Origin of the sequence: Pseudomonas sp. NPDC089406 (assembly GCF_044900265.1) — a bacterium.
In the GTDB taxonomy this organism is placed as follows: domain Bacteria; phylum Pseudomonadota; class Gammaproteobacteria; order Pseudomonadales; family Pseudomonadaceae; genus Aquipseudomonas; species Aquipseudomonas fakonensis.
Genome location: NZ_JBJDNC010000063.1, coordinates 1 through 16,266, shown reverse-complemented (window position 1 = coordinate 16,266; position 16,266 = coordinate 1). Strand labels below are relative to the sequence as shown.

The window sequence follows — 16,266 nt, the reverse complement described above, 5'->3', positions numbered from 1 at the left end:
TTCGGTGATACGCCTCATAGGGTTGGCAGTCAACCTTTCAGGTCGTTCGTATCTTTGGGTGGCTGGTCGACCATATGGGTCGAATTGGAGAGTGCCCCCATTGCCAGTGAAAGAGCCTAGCCCACATCACATTGGTCGCCAGCTGGCGGAGTATCGTCGCGCCCGCGATCTGACCCAGGCGAAGGTGGGAGAGCACCTGGGGATCTCCGGTGAAGCCGTATCACGTCTGGAGCGTGGCGAGGTCGAGCTCTCAGTCAGTAAGCTGCTGCGCTTGGCCGACCTGTATGGCTGCCCTGCCGATGAGTTGCTGCTGGCCATCAGTCCGCGCCCGCAGGATCAGGGTCAGCAGATCACCTCAATCATCAAGGAACTGAGCGAAGCGGATAAGCAGTTTGCCCTGCAGTTCCTGCAAACGCTGGCCAGCCACCTCGCGCAACGCAATTAGGTCTGTCCTCGCCGATATGAGCGCGGTGCCATCGTATTTTCCCTAGCACTCCCGTATCACCCCGCCACCCTGTCGGTACTCACCGAGAGGGCCAAGCCATGCGCCTGTTTATCTGCGAGAAACCATCCCAAGCCCGGGACATTGCCCGCGTCCTACAGGCCAATCGTCACAGCGACGGCTGCCTGCTGGGGCAAGGCATCACCGTGACATGGTGCGTCGGCCATCTGCTGGAAACCGCACCACCGGAAGCCTACGGCGATTACAAACGCTGGTCGCTCGAGCATCTGCCCATCATCCCCGCACGTTGGGAAGTCGTGGTCAAACCCAAGGTCGCCAGCCAGTTCAAAGTGATCAGCCAACTGCTGCGCACCTGCAGCGAGGTGATCATTGCCACAGACGCAGACCGCGAGGGCGAGATGATTGCCCGTGAGATTCTCGAACGCTGCCAGTACCAGGGATCGATCTCGCGCCTGTGGTTGTCCGCACTCGACGATGCCTCAATCCGCCGCGCCTTGGCCGCGTTGCGCCCGGGTGAGCAGACATTGCCGCTGTACCACTGCGCATTGGCCCGCTCTCGAGCCGACTGGCTGGTGGGCATCAACCTGAGTCGGCTGTTCACCCTCCTCGGCCGTCGTGCCGGTTTCGAGGGGCTGCTGCCGGTGGGACGGGTGCAGACACCGACCCTGCGCCTGGTGGTGGAGCGGGACCGGGCGATCGCGAGCTTTGTGCCTCAGCCGTTCTGGATCGTCGATGCTCAGATTGAGGTGGAGGGTGTAGCGTTCAAAGCCCGCTGGCAACCACCGGAATCCGCCTGTGACGCCGCTGGCCACTGCACTGAAGAGCTCGCCGCGCAGCAAGCGGCTCGACGCCTGAACCAGCAGGCGACGGCGAGCGTTCAGAGCATCGATGCCGAGCACGTCCGCGAAGGTCCGCCACTGCCGTTCGACCTGGGCACCCTGCAGGAGATCTGCTCCGCCAAGCTGGGCCTAGGTGCGCAGGAAACCTTAGCCACCGCGCAAGCCCTGTACGAAACCCACAAGGCAACGACCTACCCACGCACCGACTGCGGCTACCTGCCCGAAAGCATGCTCGACGAGGTGCCGAGAGTCCTTCGAGCCTTGGCCGCCGCCAGCCTATCCTTGGGAAAGATACTGCAAGAGGTCGACCCCGGCCGCCGTTCTCGCGCCTGGAACAGCAGCAAGATCACCGCCCACCACGGCATCATCCCCACCGCCGCCTCCCTAGACCCGGCCCAGCTCACCGAGCGCGAACACGCGGTCTACGCGCTGATCCGCGCCCGCTACCTGGCGCAGTTTCTGCCGGAGCACGAATACCTCAAATCGCAGGTGCTGCTGCAGAGCGGGACCGATCCGCTGCTGGCCCGCGGCAAGCAGATCCTGGCGCGTGGCTGGAAGGCGGTGATCGACGAAAGCCACAGCGACGAGGCCGGCGAACAGGCCCAGCGTTTGCCCACGCTAAGCGAATCCAGTGTGGTGGCGTTGACGGATGCCACGGCCGTGGCCCAGCGTACCCAGCCGCCCAAGGCTTACACGGAGGGCACGTTGGTCAAGACGATGAAAACCATCGCCAACCAGGTGGCCGACCCACGGCTCAAGCAGAAGCTCAAGGACAGTTGCGGCTTGGGTACCGAGGCGACCCGCGCCGCTATCATCCAGGGCCTGATCGACCACGGGTATCTGACCAAGAAGAAACGCAGCCTGGCGGCGTCGGCCGCAGCCCACACCTTGATTGAGGCAGTGCCGCCGGAGGTGGCTGACCCGGTGCTGACGGCGCTGTGGGAGCAGGCGCTGGACCGCATCGAAGCGGGGCAACTGAGCGTCGACACCTTTCTTGCCAAGCAGGCGGAATGGTTGACCCGCCTGGTCCGCTCACACGCCTCGCTGACCCTGCGCCCACCTCCCGTCAAAGGGCCGCACTGCCCGGTCTGCCGCAGCGCGATGCGTCAGCGCAAAGGCCGCACCGGCAGCTTCTGGTCGTGCACCCGCTACCCGGACTGCAAGGGCACCAAGCCGGTGGCCAAGTCCAAACGTTCGAAGGACGCATAACTTGACGCGGGACAGCGGCGCTGGTGTAGTGATCAGGCCCCTCGCCGTTTGGCGACCAAAGACCGATTCGCTCCGGGCAGCTCGGTCGAACTCGTAGAGTTCGGAGCCACACTACTCAGCGTCCTCGGATGGCTTCCCAGCGTTTTCAGGTTGCCCAGGCGGATGACCTGTACGACTTATGCCAGGTCGTACAGGTCATCCGCTTCGGCGACGATGCTCAGCTCCGGTGCCCGCCGGCGAAACACTGGGCACCTTTTGTGCGCGGATGCGTGCCAGCTGATTCCGACCCAGGCCACGACAAGGGTCGGTTGATTCAGGTGGATCGGTAACGGTGGTTTTGCGACGAACCCCGGTGTCCGATTGCCGGGTCAAACGTGGTCCAACTCCTCCTAGCCTGACGACCGTCGGGCTATTTTTTCGTCGCTGAGAATCCACTGAGCACCAACCACTTCCCCTTGCCTAGAGCGTGTTGAATCCGCAGTTGACGGGCCTTTCCCGGGGTTTTATAGATGGGCTGCACACCGCTGTCGTTGACAGCGTCCAGGTAGCCAGAACCTTCAAGGCTACGCCCGGTTCGGGTGGTTCTCCCCAAGTGCGATCCGCGTTCGGTAGCTCGCACGGTTACTGCCTCCCGCAGTGATGAGCGCCCTCTAAACGATCATGTTTGTGTACGTCCCCTTGCGGAATTCACCAGCCGCCAGGGCCGGTGGCTGTCCGCGTTTCTGCTCACCAGGAGATCAATCATGACCACTGCAAGCAACAACGCCCCTACCACCTACTTCAACCTGCACACCCAAGGCATCGGTTACTTGAACCGTGTGCGCGAAGTCCCGGTCCGCCGTGGGCAAGCGTTCATGGCGTGTGACATCGCCGCCTTGCACGGTGCCGCTGACGACGTCGAGTACACCCGCTTCGACTGCAAGGTCGCCAGCGGTGAAGCCGACCGGCTGATCCGTGAACACCTGGAAGACGTCCGCGCGGAACGCAAGGTTCTTATCGCGTTTCGCATTGGCGACCTTTGGGTTGATCCGTTCATGTACGAGAAAGGCGAGCGCAAGGGGCAACCCGGCGCGAGCCTCAAAGGCCGGCTGATCTTCATCGAATGGATCAAGGTCGATGGTCAGTTCAGCTACCGAGCGCCCGCTCGTACCGAGTCTGCTGCTGCCCCTGAGGCTGAAGCAGAAGTGGACGAGGCAGACACTGAAGCCGAACAGCCTCAGCCTGCCCCGGCCGCTGCACGTAAATCCACCGCAGCTCGCCAGTCTGCCTGAGGCAGCTTGACCTGCAACCACAGGCGTTCTCACGAACGCCTGTGGTTCATCTGTGTCGGAGGCCGCCATGGAAAGCTTCTGGCTATGCGAGGACTGCTTGCAGGCCGTCGCGTATGACGATTTCAGTGCACTGTCGCTGTATTACAGCGAGGCTGAGGTCGACCAACGCATCGCCCATCTACGCAGCGAGCTGCAAACCTTGTTGCCACTGAGTGCTGATTTCGATCCCTGGACTGGCACCGGCATCGAGGCCATCTCCACCCGACCGTGCGAGGGCTGCCACAGCCCACTGCACGGAGCTCGACATCGCTTTACGCGTCTGTGACTCACCACTCTCTCACCTGCCTGGGGCACTCCCCCAGGGGGCGCTCCATCTCCCACGAGGAATTGCCCATGAACACTGCCCAGAACCGGGTCGAGCGTCTCGACCCTGCATTGGCCCAGCGTGCCCGCGAGGACGCGTTGCTGACCGAAGCGCTGGAATTGCTGGATCAACGTTACTTTCAGCGCGGCGAACAACTGATCACACCGTGCGATGCAGCGTCCTACCTGAAATTGCAGCTCGCACCCTATCACCATGAGGTGTTTGCCCTGCTCTGCCTGGACTCGCGCCACCGCGTGCTGAGTTTCGACATCCTCTTCACCGGCAGTATCGATGGGGCCTCCGTGTACCCGCGCCAGGTCGTCGTCAAGGCACTCGAGCACAACGCCGCTGCGGTGATCTTCAGCCATAACCACCCCTCTGGCTGCTCGGAACCGAGCGGCGCCGACCGGGTGCTCACCAACCGCCTGATCGAAGCCTTGGCCCTGGTTGAGGTGCGTGTGCTGGACCACATTATCGTGGGTGAAGGCACGCCGCTGTCGCTGGCCGATTACGGCTGGATCTGAGCATCCCCACCACTTGGAGGGTCACTGCCTGTACGGAGTGACCTTCGCATTCTTGGAGCGCCTCCATGTCCACTTCCCTTCGCAATCCCTTCCTCCGCGGCTTTCAGGACCTGAGCTTCGAACGTGTGGTGCAAATCAGCTACGCCGACGATTGCCCTCCCTGCTACCGATTCCTTCACCCCGCGCTGAATGATCTGCCGGATGACAGCATCAATTTCCAGCCGTGCCTGTTCGATGATGACTTCGCGGTGATCACCGACGGCGAAAGCGTGCCCGAGTTTGTCCGCATGTCATGTCCAGCCGACGGCACCGTCAGCCAGGTGCTGTATCAGGTCATAGGCCTGCATCATGGCAAGCGGCAACACGTCAGCGATCTTCCCAGTGAGGAAGCTGCACAGGACTTGATTGACCAGCTCTCCTTCGCAACCGGGCACTACAGCCGCAGTTGGGAAATCAGCAGTGCGCACCTGCCGACACAAGAGTTCGAGTAACTGCAGGTGTGCGCCTGGTGTCGTTCACCCTCGGGCTTCTTCGAGTGCTTCGTGCTGAGCAGCAACAACGCTGTGGGCTGCAAGCTGTACTCGACGCCCTGGCTCAGAAACATTGCCGCGGGCGGCAGCTACTGCTGCATTGAGGATGTGACTGCACGTCTGAGCGCAGATCATGTGCCACCGGTGCTGCTGCGCCTGCTCTTGATGGCCGGTGAGGCCGACACCCGTATGCTGATCTTCGACCCTGATGCGCGGCCGCTCCCCGAACTGCCGTTGTTCACCGATGATTGACCTCAAGGCGCCCTCCGGGCGCCTTTTTCATGGTTGCGCCAGCGTAAATCGGCCGGCGAGATTCGATTTTTTAGTGGGGGCGCACTCTGGCTTTTCGACAAGGTGTCGGCATCTTTTGTCGAGATCTGGTCATGCATACCCCCACGCTCCTCACGCTTGGACTGATGCTCACGTTGCTGGGATGCAGCACGCCGCCACCGGCGCCCACCCCTGCGCCACCTGCACCGGCCCCGACGGCAGTGGCCAAGCCAAAGTCCCCGGTACTCGCCTGGGTCCGACAGGACCGCTACACCCTAGCCAGCACCCGGCCAACGCTGGAGCAGCGCCAACCGCTGTATCAGTTGGTCAACGTCCAGATCGCCCCCGGGCTGCACGCGACGGTCGGTGACGCACTGCGCCACGTGCTGAAGCACTCGGGCTACTCCCTCTGTCCCGACAGCACTGCCGTGGCGCGGTTGTTCCGCCGCCCCTTGCCGGCCGTGCATCACGACCTCGGACCGATCTCGCTGCTGGATGCCTTGACCGTCATTGGTGGCCCCGCTTGGCGGCTCGACATTGACCCAGTCGAGCGGAGCGTGTGCTACGCCCTGCGCCTGCCTACACCCGAACCACCGTTTTCGACACTGGAGACCGCACCATGAAGGTTCACCATTTTCAGGCCCTGGTGATCGGCGCCCTGTGCCTGGGTGCTGCCGTCCTCGCTGCCGAAAGCTACAACCAGCACCAGCAACTGGCTGAACTGCAGACCGCCGCGCGCAATGCGCCGGTTGACCCTGGCCCGTCACTGCGTCGCGATATCGGTGAATTGCGCACCACGCTCGCCGCGCTGCCGCCACAAGTCGCAGCCCTGGAAGACGCCCAGCGCCAGCACTCCACTGCACAGGCAACGCTCGGCCAGCAACTCGACGAGCTGGCGACCTCCGTCAGGGTCCTGCAAGCGCTACCGCCAGGACCGAGCAGCGCCGATCTGACCGCCCTAGCGCAACGCATGGGCGTGGCAGAAGTGGCAGTCGAGAAGCTGTCGACCGCTCCTAAGGAGCCAGAAGCTACCGCCGCATCCCAATCTGCCTCCATCCGCGAAAAATCAAAAGCCAAGGCGCCGCAGCCGCCTTTCACCCTGCAGGGTATCGAGACGCGCGGCACCATCAGGTTCGTGACCGCGTTGCCTGCCGGCACCCATGCACTGTCCACCGTGCACCTGCTCCAGCCCGGTGACAGCTTGAACGGCTGGCAACTGCTGGCGATTCGCGAGGGCCAGGCCGTGTTCCACGTCCCGGGCCATGGTGATCGCACCCTGCCCATTCCGTGAGGACGTGAACGTGCCTAGGTATATCGCTGTTGCGCTCATCCTGCTACCGGCTTACGCGTTCGCCGATCAGGGCTTGAACGTCCCCAAGCATGTCGACGCTCAGGTGCAGTTCAGTGAGCAGTCGCCACTATTACGGCAAACGTCTGCAGCAGAGCAGGCCAAAGCCTGGGGCCTGACGGATGACGAATGGGCCGCGTTTGAGCGCCTGCAGACCGGCCCCCGCCAATACTGGTCGCCGCAACTTGACCCGCTCACCACCCTGGGTGTCGAGGCCAACTCGGATCAGGAGCGGCAGCGCTACGCCGAGCTGCAGGTCCGCCTGGAAGCCAGGCGTGCCGAGCGCGAACTGGCCTACCAGAAAGCCTACACCGCTGCCTGGGCGCGGCTGTTTCCGGGTCTGCAGCCCGTGCAGGGCATGACCGACAATGCCGGCCCCCCGAGCAGCAGCCGTACGGCGCTTTTCGTGGAAGACCACTGCGCCGCCTGCGTGACCAGCCTGCAGCAATGGCTACAGGCCGGAGCACGGCTGGAGGTGTACTTGGTCGGTAGCCAAGGCAACGACGCTCGATTGCGCCAATGGGCGCAGGGCGCAGGCATCACCGCCGCCCAGGTCAGCGGCGGCCAGGTCACCTTGAATCATGACCGCGGCCGCTGGTTTGCCCTGGGCGCCAGCCGGCCCTTGCCAGCCCGCTATCAACAGGTGGATGGAAAATGGCAGCGCATCGACTGATTCTCGCCCTGACGATGGTCGGCGCCACCGCCGCTCACGCTGGTGTTTTGCCGCCGCCGGCGTATCAATTAGCGGCCGCGCGCGCCGGTATCCCCGCCTCGGTGCTGTTCGCCATTGCCCTGCAGGAAAGTGGCACGCCGCTGCGCGGGCAACTCATGCCCTGGCCCTGGACCTTGAATGTTGCGGGTTCATCACTGCAGTTTGCCCGGCGCGACCAGGCGTGTTCAGCGCTGAGGGAGGCGCTCAGCCATCACGACCCCAAGCGCATTGATGTCGGCCTGGGACAAACCAACCTGGGTTATCACCCGGACCGCTACCCCAGCGCCTGCGATGCCCTCGATCCCCGCACCAACCTCGCTGTTACCGCTGAGCTGTTGCGCGCGCACTATGCCGACACCGGTGACTGGGTTGCCGCCGCCGGCCGCTATCACCGGCCTGCAGGTGGCGCCCCTGCGGCGCGCTATCGCCGTCAATTCATCCGTCACTGGCAGCGCGTCCAGCCGGTCGCGACGCCATCCGGACGGACGCAGCCATGAGCTGTTTGCGCTTGGTGGCCCTGGCCCTCTGCCCGTGGCTGTCGCTTGCCGCGAGCGCTGAGTCCAGCAGTCTACCCGCCCCCACCGCGCTGAATTGGGTGCTGCCGGTGCGCAGCGCTCGCCTCTCGCCGGGTGCCGTGCTGCCCAGAAAGTTGAGCCTGCCCGGCATGACGCCCCTGTTCCTGGTGGGGCAGGACGCCGCCTCCCTGGAATGGCTGTCACGGCACGCCCAGGCGCTGCAAGACCTGGGTGCCAACGGGTTGGCGGTCGAGGTCGACGAAGCGCAAGCGCTGCGCCGCATCCAGACGGCAGCGCCCGGGCTGAACATCTGGCCTGTCAGTGGTGACGACATCGCCGAGCGGTTGGAACTGGAACACTACCCGGTGCTGATCACGCCCACCGGCCTGGAACAGTGAGGGCACCCCATGGGTGAGCACGCGATGGAATCCCTGCTGCGACCGGCGGTGGAACTGTACACCGTGGGCATCTGCGCCGGCGCTGGAGCCCTGTGCCTGCACTCGCCCTGGGCCGTAGCCCTATCGCCTGAGGTAGGGACAGGCATGGCGCTGGCCTACACCGCGTTCGGCCTGAAGCGGCTCAACGAAGCGCGGATCGTCCTGCGCTACCGGCGTAATATCCGCCGCCTGCCGCGCTACTCGCTGACCAGCCGGCAGATTCCGGTGAGCGGCAAGCGGCTGTTCATGGGCCGGGGCTTTCGCTGGACTCGCCTGCACACGCAACGCCTGCTGGAAGCTCAGGACCCGGCACTGGCCCACTATGTCAACCAGTCGGCTGTCCACCAGTGGGCGCGTCGGATGGAGCAGCTGCTGGAGAAAGCCCCACCCGGCCTGTCGTTGCTACCTCGTCTGACCGCCTGGGACAGCCCGCTCAATCCGGTGCGTCCATTACCACCGGTGGGTGGCTCGCCGTTGCTGCACGGCGTCGAGCCGAAGGAACAGGAAGCCAGCCTGCCGCTGGGTGAACGCGTTGGACATACCCTGGTGCTGGGCACCACACGGGTGGGCAAGACGCGCTTGGCCGAGGTGTATATCACCCAGGACATCCACCGACAGAGCCGGGAAGTGGTCATCGTCTTCGACCCCAAGGGCGATGCTGACCTGCTGAAGCGCATGTACGTCGAGGCCCGACGGGCCGGCCGCGAGCACGAATTCTATGTGTTCCATTTGGGCTGGCCGGAAATTTCCGCGCGCTACAACGCCATCGGTCGCTTCGGCCGCATTTCGGAGGTCGCCACCCGGATCGCTGGCCAGTTGAGTGGTGAAGGTAACTCGGCGGCCTTCCGCGAGTTCGCCTGGCGCTTCGTCAACATCATCGCCCGAGCGCTGATCGAACTCGGCCGGCGCCCGGACTATCTGCAGATCCAGCGACACGTGGTGAACATCGATGCGCTGTTCATCGAGTACGCCCAGCACTTCTTCGCACGCCATGATCCGCTGGCCTGGGAAGCGATCGTGCAGATCGAGGGCCGCTTGAACGAGAAGAATATCCCGCGGCACATGGTTGGCCGGGAAAAGCGCGTGGTTGCCATCGAGCAGTATCTGACCGCCAAGCGTATTCTCGACCCCGTCATGGACGGCCTGCGCTCGGCCGTGCGCTACGACCGCACTTACTTCGACAAGATTGTCGCGTCGCTACTGCCACTGCTGGAAAAACTCACCAGCGGCAAGACGGCGCAGCTGCTGGCTCCGAACTATTCCGACCTGGACGACCCGCGGCCAATCTTCGACTGGCTGCAGGTCATCCGCAAACGCGGCATCGTCTACGTCGGCCTGGATGCCTTGTCGGACGCAGAAGTGGCCGCGGCTGTCGGCAACTCAATGTTCGCCGACCTAGTCTCTGTCGCTGGTCACATCTACAAGCACGGTATCGACCACGGCCTGCCAGGCTCCTCTAGCGCGACAGACAAGGTGCCGATCAACCTGCACGCCGACGAGTTCAACGAATTGATGGGTGACGAGTTCATTCCACTGATCAACAAGGGTGGCGGCGCCGGTATCCAGGTCACCGCCTACACCCAGACCTTGAGCGACATCGAGGCGCGTATCGGCAACCGGGCCAAGGCCGGCCAGGTCATCGGCAACTTCAACACCCTGCAGATGCTGCGCGTGCGGGAAACTGCAACGGCGGAGCTGCTGACCAACCAGCTGCCCAAGGTCAACGTGCAGACACGCACCTTGGTCTCAGGCGCTACGGATACCGCCGATCCGGATGCCCGCACCGACTTCACCTCCTCCTCGCAGGACCGGGTCACCACCACCGCAGTGCCGCTGATCGAACCCGCGCATATCATCGCCTTACCCAAAGGGCAGATGTTTTCGTTCCAGGAGGGCGGGCAACTGTGGAAGGTCCGCATGCCACTGCCCAAACCGGCCAGCGATGATGCGATGCCAGCGGATCTGCAGACCTTGGCTGCACGCATGCGCGAGTCCTACAACGCCAACGCGGGAAGTTGGTGGAGCAGTGCCGGCGGTACACCCACGGCCGATTTCGATCCTGAGATGTCTCCACCAGGGCGCAGGCAAGTGCCGTAAGCGACCGAGCACTGCGGAGTACCCTATGCCGACCACTCCTGCCAGCCCGCCTCCTGCGCAACGACGTCCGGGGCTGATCTTCGGCACGCTTGAGCTTTGTCTGCGACTGATAGGTTTACTGTTCGCTTCGCTGATCTTCTCAATCGTCCTGGAGTTGGTGGGCATGCTGTGGTTCTGGCCCGAGCAGGGCTGGCATCACAGCCATACCATGTGGCTCACTGAGCTGGGGTGGCTTAGCGGTCACTTCAAGGATTCGCTGCTCGTGAAGGAACCCGCGCAAGCCACCGCCAAAGTCCTTCAGCACCTGAATGAATGGGTCGTGGTCCGCTCCGGCTGGGCGCAATCTGACACTCAGCTGAAACTGCTAAGTCAGGAAATGTCGATGCAGGGCCAGTTTGCTCAGGCTTATGTCGCGTTGCAGGATTACCTACTGGCCGCCCTATTCACTGTATTCACTTTCGTAGTGCGCCTCGCCATCCTCACCCTAGCCACACCACTATTCCTGCTCGCCGTCATCACCGGCGCTGTCGATGGCTTGATGCGCCGAGACCTTCGCAAATTCGGCGCCGATCGCGAGAGCAGCTTTGTCTACCACCGAGCGAAACGGACATTGTTGCCATTGATGGTAAGCCCTTGGGTGATCTACCTCTCCCTTCCCACCTCAGTGAATCCCATTTGGGTGCTATTACCATGCGCGGCGTTGCTGGGGTGGATGGTGGCAATCACGGCAACAACCTTCAAAAAATACCTTTGACTGTTCGATATCGACCCATTGCAGACGTTCGAAAATCGCTGTTTCTACGATAGGCCCGCTCGTGTGAGGTGAACCGGTCAAGATGATGCTTGGATGCTCCCACGCGTAGCGGAAAACGGACAAACCCCGACCGGGCGCGCTGCCGCCTTCTACTCACAGCCGGGATATGGAGCACGTGTACTCTCCTCGCGCGACTCTAGGTCCCTTGATATCGATCGCACAGCCTCATCCAGCGCGATAATTGCACCTGGCACGAGAATCGGAGTCACCCATTCCGGAGGGGAGTCCTGCGTCAATCCACCAATCGCCATGAGCCGTTGGACCTCAGGGTCTAGCCCCAGTTGCTCGGCTGCGGAAAACACTGACAGCAGCGCTTGCTGAAGTTGAATTTCTGACTCACTGGATACGGACATAGTCTTCCACTTTCTCCTTAGACTGATCCGATACGTCAGCCGTTTGAGAAAGTGAAGATGAAGCCTCGCGCGCCCTCTGGAGGGCCATTTCTACGCCCCAGGAAAGAGCCGTTGTCATCGACTGGCCTGGTCGTGAATCGAAAAATTGTTCATCAAGAACCAGGCCGCTTGGCGCGTACACACCGATGAACAGTTGAGTTCCTCCAGCTCGAGAGAGCCTGCTTTGCACGTCAATGGTTGTACCATCGGCGAGGGCTTCATCATGGGTCTGGTGGTGGAGCGTGGGGTCAGCCCATGCCCAAAAAGCCTTACCGCGAATGCGCATGTCGTTCTCCTACGACGCTAGGTCTTTGCTATGAAAGATTTGTCCACCATGGGCGCATTACCTCCGAATAGCGACCGGTTTCCACCGCGCCGGTGAGATACCGGACCGGCGGGTCAAAATGCTCCACAAGAATTTTTTTTTGTATAAGAAGACGCGCGTTGCGAGAAAGAAATCGCGGAAATGACAAATTCCTAGAAGGCCCAGCACGTCCTTGGCTGGGCCCGACCCGCTACTTCTCGAGGGTGGCGGCTTGGTTGCCGCCCTCTTCGGCAATCGCTGACAGCTTCTCGTCTGCAGCTTTTTCTTCTGCAAGCGTGTCGGCCAACAGCGAGGCCGCCTCTTCCATACCGAGGTGCTTGGCCATCGCAATTAGTGTGCCGTAGCTGGCGATCTCGTAATGCTCAACCTTCTGGCATGCCCCGATAAGCGCCGCATCGAGCACTGCCCCCTTCTCGATTTCATCCAGCAGCTCTTTGCTTTCCTCAACCAGACCCTCCATGGCTACGCACTTCATCCGCTTGAGTTTCAATCCAGCCGACTCCACCAGCTGGTCAATCCGCTCTATCTGCCCCTGGGTTTCCGCCAAGTGCGAGGTAAACGCATCAGCCAATAGCGGATTGGTGGATGCCCGAGCCAAGCGCGGCAATGCTTTGGTGATTTGCTTCTCAGCGCTGTAGACATCCGAAAGCTCATGGATGAACAGATCTTCAACTGTTTTGCGAGCAACCATCGTCATTCTCCTTGGGTTTGAAAATCGATTTCACTGCAGGGTGTGGCTGACCAGACTGTCGTGTAAGGACTCAGTGGGAAGCGTCGGGGGCAGATCGTTGGGCAGCAGGGAGCCAACGCCGAACACGCCTATGGCCATCTTTACTCGCATCGCTCGGCAAGCCAGGCGCGAATCGGCCTCAAACTCTGCTACCGCTGCGCTCATCAAATGCTCAAAGCCGATGCCGACCTGAGCCTTATCCCTTCTTTTCAAAGTGCTCATTGCGGCCTCCTGAAATTCAGTCATCTTTACCGTTGACCAAGCCCGAGCCGAGATCCGCGCCGGTGACCGGGTTGCTGGCGGGATCGGACATCGTCCGCAGTTTCATGGCTTCCAATACCGCCAAATCAGGAGCGGCCAGTGCCACCGAAGCGGTGCCATCTCCGCCATCAACGGCAGCCGAGGGATTCTCGACGTACTCCCACTCCTCGCCTTCATTCCAAGGGCCACGCACATTCGGCTCACCCGACATGTTGAAATACTTGTTGGTGAACTCCGGCATGCCAGGGAGCTTGCCCTGAGGGAAGTTAGGCTGGATGGCGTGCAGCGCTTTTTCGAAAGAAAGCTGATGCGCAATCTCCCGAGTCATCAGGAAGCCAAGAGCCTCTTTCACGCCTGGGTCATCCGTCACATTCATCAGGCGCTCGTACACGATCTTCGCCCGCGCTTCGGCAGCGATGTTGGAGCGGAAATCAGCCGTCGGTTCGCCGATGGTGTCCACATAGGCCGCGCTCCATGGCACCCCTGCCGAGTTGGTAAGCGGAGCGCCGGCACCATAGAGGATGCTAGTAATGTGGGAATCGTTACCGGCGCCATTGATGGCTCGGTACAGCTCTCCCTCCTCTTCGACCCCCTCAGCAAGTCGGCCCTTGGCCCCCTTGTTAAGCATCACGATGATCGAACCGACAATCTCCAGGTGGCTCAGCTCCTCAGTGGCGATGTCCATCAGCAGGTCTTTGCGGCCTGGGTCATCCTCGGCGAGGGCCTGGGTGAAGTATCGACTGGCAGCGGCCAGCTCACCTTGAGCGCCGCCGAACTGCTCCAAAAGCAAGTTGGCAAGGCCTGGATTGGGCTGCGCGACGCGCACGGTATATTGAAGACGCTTGTTATGGATAAACAAATTAAGTCTCCCAACGGTTGAACCAGCACGCAAATACGTCCTGTGTCCTTTGTGGGAGTTAACGGAGGGATCAATGGTGCAAATCGCCAAAGAGCTCTCAAGACGAATGGACACAATGTGAAAGTTCAAAATCATTTTCCAAATAACTGCAGACAAATAGTTTGCGCACTCAACCGTTCATCAACCTAGCCGAACGCAGTGAATTGAATTCAGCTCTGAATAACTTCACTACATGGAGAGCACTCATGACTAAGCCTGCAGAAAATTTATTGGATTGGCTGCGCGATGCTCACGCGATGGAGCAGCAAGCCGAAAAAATGCTTAAAGCGCAAGCGGAACGGTTAGAGCACTATCCCGATCTTCGTAAGCGAATTACGCAGCACATCACCGAAACGGAAGGACAACAACGGAAATTGGTTGAATGCATAGAGCGCCTAGGAGGGAGCACCTCGACCTTGAAAGACTTAGCGGGCAAGCTCATGGCCTTCGGCCAAGCAGTGGGTGGCATGGCTATGAGCGATGAAGTGGTTAAAGGTGCGATGTCTGGATACGTATTTGAAAATCTTGAAATTGCTTCCTACACGGTACTTATTGAAGCAGCGACGTTCGCAGGGGATGAACACACTGCCGAGGCCTGCCGGTCGATATTGAAAGAGGAGGTCGCCATGGCCGATTGGCTGAAAGATCACCTTCCCGAGATAACTCGAGCTTTCTTGAGCCGGTCGGCTACTCCCGGTGAAGAAGCAAAACGGTGATCAGTTCTGTGAGCCGTATGTCACAACGTGCGGCTCACAACAATCCGAGCTAAGGGACAACAATGAAAAGCGCATCTGACGTACACTGCTGCCACTCAAAAACTAAAGGCCCCCTACCCAAAACCCTAAGTTTTAGCATACTCCACTTCAGCATTGCCTTTGCGGTCGCCTATCTACTTACAGGCTCGGCGCTCACAGGCGGGCTAATCGCGGTTATTGAGCCCACTTGTAACACCATCGCTTTTTATTTTCACGAACGAATATGGCGGCGAATCGAAAAAAACTGACAGCATTGCTACAGGATTTTTCGCTCTTCTAAGAGAACTTACTTGAGAATAATTGAATTCATGATAGTTAAACGACACTTCCTGAGTTCTTGACGTCAGTCAACTGCATTGCTACTAAACTGCCTAGGGACATAACGCATCGATACGTTACTTCGAAAAGGAATAGAAAAATGGAGTGAAACAAGCCAGGACTGGCCCAGTGCCAGCAGATAGATAAAGCATTGCTGTGGCAGCGCTTGGAGCAGAATAATGAAAATCAAAAGCGGCAAGCCACACATTACTAACCCGTGCCCTCACAAGTATATAAGAAAGGCTTATTATCTTGGTTTGCCTGGAGAAGACTACGTATGCGTCGCCTGCGGTGAAAGCCGCCCAGAATTGGAATGGCCTAACTTTTTGCGCCGAAACGAGCCGAACTCTAGCAGCTCTTGATGAGAAAATAAGGCGCCCCTCGCTATCCTTTACGCGCTCGTCCCGACCACTCATCTCAATTCGCCCTAATTAAGCGCCTGCCGCATTCAGCACCGTTGAATACATTGTCGGGTCTTCATTATTCAGCCAAAAGTGCGAGCATAGTCCAGTCAAAAAAAGCTCGCCTCACGGCGAGCCTCATCCCCAAGCCTTCGAGGATAGTTTCACCGCTGGTGACGCCCCTGATTACGTGCCGCTTTCTGAGCGGTAGAATCGTGCGATGAGCCCACACAACCATCCGGGCGATGAGCATGGTTATCTCGCTTTTCCTCGCCGTGCGATTTCCGTGGGTCTATTTCCTTTGAATGCCCCTCTCTGGTCATGCTGCCGCTCCTACCCTTTGCTGTGTTCAGGAGATGTCGGCCCAGTGCCGCGCTTGATCCCCCGTGGCCCTGCGACGCCCCATATAGCCAAGCCAACCACCGGCAACACGAGCAATATCAAAGCCCACATCACCTTGACTGCGTCTGACTTGTCGCTTCGAAAAACGCTGACCATTGCCCAGAGATCAACCAGCAGAATGATGGCCGCCACGGCAATCCAGAAGTACGTTGCGAGATCACCCATTTCCGTTTCTCCCGATGTCCAGTTGGATAGCCGCAGCGATAACCCGGTAGGTCTGCTGCCCCTATACATAAGGGAAGGTGGAAATCTGGACAAAGTTCAGGCGATTTTTTCGGCATGGGACAGGCGGCTAAGGATTCTCCGATCAAGTCAGCACAGGTCATCTGACCTGTGCTGAAATAGCCCTCCTTCCAACTGTCCTCTACAAGCCCGCCATTCCATGAGCCAG

The 16,266-nt window shown here is 60.4% G+C and carries 21 protein-coding genes; 16 read left to right on the top strand and 5 right to left on the bottom strand.

Going from position 1 to position 16,266, the window contains the following annotated elements; genetic code table 11:
* Positions 1-100: 100 nt before the first annotated feature.
* From ACI2KK_RS27265 to ACI2KK_RS27200, 14 genes are all read left to right on the top strand, one after another.
* Entirely contained in the window at positions 101-445 is a 345-nt protein-coding gene (locus tag ACI2KK_RS27265) for a helix-turn-helix domain-containing protein (protein WP_404671392.1), read from the top strand.
* 98 nt (positions 446-543) lie between these two features.
* Positions 544-2,511 (top strand): DNA topoisomerase III, encoded by a 1,968-nt coding sequence (locus ACI2KK_RS27260; RefSeq protein WP_404671391.1) that lies wholly within the window; start codon positions 544-546, stop codon positions 2,509-2,511.
* Positions 2,512-3,254: 743 nt separating this feature from the next.
* Positions 3,255-3,782, top strand: coding sequence for an STY4534 family ICE replication protein (locus ACI2KK_RS27255; protein ID WP_404671390.1), 528 nt, complete (start codon positions 3,255-3,257; stop codon positions 3,780-3,782).
* A gap of 67 nt (positions 3,783-3,849) precedes the next feature.
* A complete protein-coding gene (locus tag ACI2KK_RS27250) occupies positions 3,850-4,107 on the top strand; it encodes a hypothetical protein (RefSeq protein ID WP_404671389.1) in 258 nt (85 codons plus the stop codon).
* Positions 4,108-4,175: 68 nt separating this feature from the next.
* Positions 4,176-4,670 (top strand): JAB domain-containing protein, encoded by a 495-nt coding sequence (locus tag ACI2KK_RS27245; RefSeq protein ID WP_404671388.1) that lies wholly within the window; start codon positions 4,176-4,178, stop codon positions 4,668-4,670.
* A 65-nt stretch (positions 4,671-4,735) separates the two neighbouring features.
* Positions 4,736-5,161, top strand: a complete 426-nt coding sequence (locus tag ACI2KK_RS27240) for a hypothetical protein (protein WP_404671387.1) — start codon at positions 4,736-4,738, stop codon at positions 5,159-5,161.
* A 51-nt stretch (positions 5,162-5,212) separates the two neighbouring features.
* A complete protein-coding gene (locus ACI2KK_RS27235) occupies positions 5,213-5,452 on the top strand; it encodes a hypothetical protein (protein ID WP_404671386.1) in 240 nt (79 codons plus the stop codon).
* Between the two features lie 131 nt (positions 5,453-5,583).
* Positions 5,584-6,093: a PilL N-terminal domain-containing protein gene (locus tag ACI2KK_RS27230; RefSeq protein WP_404671385.1), complete on the top strand. Its 510-nt coding sequence runs from the start codon at positions 5,584-5,586 to the stop codon at positions 6,091-6,093.
* Entirely contained in the window at positions 6,090-6,761 is a 672-nt protein-coding gene (locus ACI2KK_RS27225) for a hypothetical protein (protein ID WP_404671384.1), read from the top strand. The genes ACI2KK_RS27230 and ACI2KK_RS27225 overlap by 4 nt, the downstream gene beginning before the upstream one ends.
* On the top strand, positions 6,733-7,491 hold the full coding sequence (locus tag ACI2KK_RS27220; RefSeq protein ID WP_404671383.1) for a TIGR03759 family integrating conjugative element protein: 759 nt from the start codon (positions 6,733-6,735) through the stop codon (positions 7,489-7,491). The genes ACI2KK_RS27225 and ACI2KK_RS27220 overlap by 29 nt, the downstream gene beginning before the upstream one ends.
* The gene (locus tag ACI2KK_RS27215; protein ID WP_404671382.1) at positions 7,473-8,027 is read left to right on the top strand and encodes a transglycosylase; all 555 of its coding nucleotides are present in this window, start codon (positions 7,473-7,475) and stop codon (positions 8,025-8,027) included. Before ACI2KK_RS27220 ends, ACI2KK_RS27215 begins: the two co-directional genes overlap by 19 nt.
* Entirely contained in the window at positions 8,024-8,443 is a 420-nt protein-coding gene (locus ACI2KK_RS27210) for an integrating conjugative element protein (protein ID WP_404671381.1), read from the top strand. The genes ACI2KK_RS27215 and ACI2KK_RS27210 overlap by 4 nt, the downstream gene beginning before the upstream one ends.
* A gap of 9 nt (positions 8,444-8,452) precedes the next feature.
* Positions 8,453-10,579, top strand: a complete 2,127-nt coding sequence (gene traD / locus ACI2KK_RS27205; RefSeq protein WP_404671380.1) for a type IV conjugative transfer system coupling protein TraD — start codon at positions 8,453-8,455, stop codon at positions 10,577-10,579.
* A 25-nt stretch (positions 10,580-10,604) separates the two neighbouring features.
* On the top strand, positions 10,605-11,333 hold the full coding sequence (locus ACI2KK_RS27200) for a TIGR03747 family integrating conjugative element membrane protein (protein WP_404671379.1): 729 nt from the start codon (positions 10,605-10,607) through the stop codon (positions 11,331-11,333).
* A 396-nt stretch (positions 11,334-11,729) separates the two neighbouring features.
* Here ACI2KK_RS27200 and ACI2KK_RS27195 read toward each other — a convergent pair whose 3' ends face one another.
* The 4 genes from ACI2KK_RS27195 to ACI2KK_RS27180 all read right to left on the bottom strand — a co-directional run bounded on the left by ACI2KK_RS27195 (position 11,730) and on the right by ACI2KK_RS27180 (position 13,960).
* Positions 11,730-12,071, bottom strand: coding sequence for a hypothetical protein (locus ACI2KK_RS27195; protein WP_404671378.1), 342 nt, complete (start codon positions 12,069-12,071; stop codon positions 11,730-11,732).
* Between the two features lie 229 nt (positions 12,072-12,300).
* The gene (locus ACI2KK_RS27190; RefSeq protein WP_172229841.1) at positions 12,301-12,801 is read right to left on the bottom strand and encodes a ferritin-like domain-containing protein; all 501 of its coding nucleotides are present in this window, start codon (positions 12,799-12,801) and stop codon (positions 12,301-12,303) included.
* Positions 12,802-12,831: 30 nt separating this feature from the next.
* Positions 12,832-13,062: a hypothetical protein gene (locus ACI2KK_RS27185; protein WP_404671377.1), complete on the bottom strand. Its 231-nt coding sequence runs from the start codon at positions 13,060-13,062 to the stop codon at positions 12,832-12,834.
* Between the two features lie 16 nt (positions 13,063-13,078).
* The gene (locus ACI2KK_RS27180; protein WP_404671376.1) at positions 13,079-13,960 is read right to left on the bottom strand and encodes a manganese catalase family protein; all 882 of its coding nucleotides are present in this window, start codon (positions 13,958-13,960) and stop codon (positions 13,079-13,081) included.
* A 245-nt stretch (positions 13,961-14,205) separates the two neighbouring features.
* Between ACI2KK_RS27180 and ACI2KK_RS27175 the strand changes: the two genes are divergently transcribed.
* On the top strand, positions 14,206-14,715 hold the full coding sequence (locus ACI2KK_RS27175) for a ferritin-like domain-containing protein (protein ID WP_404671375.1): 510 nt from the start codon (positions 14,206-14,208) through the stop codon (positions 14,713-14,715).
* 62 nt (positions 14,716-14,777) lie between these two features.
* On the top strand, positions 14,778-15,002 hold the full coding sequence (locus tag ACI2KK_RS27170; protein ID WP_081717257.1) for a DUF2061 domain-containing protein: 225 nt from the start codon (positions 14,778-14,780) through the stop codon (positions 15,000-15,002).
* Positions 15,003-15,806: 804 nt separating this feature from the next.
* Here the strand turns inward: ACI2KK_RS27170 and ACI2KK_RS27165 are convergent.
* Positions 15,807-16,040 (bottom strand): PLD nuclease N-terminal domain-containing protein, encoded by a 234-nt coding sequence (locus tag ACI2KK_RS27165; protein WP_279854904.1) that lies wholly within the window; start codon positions 16,038-16,040, stop codon positions 15,807-15,809.
* Between the last annotated feature and the right edge of the window lie 226 nt (positions 16,041-16,266).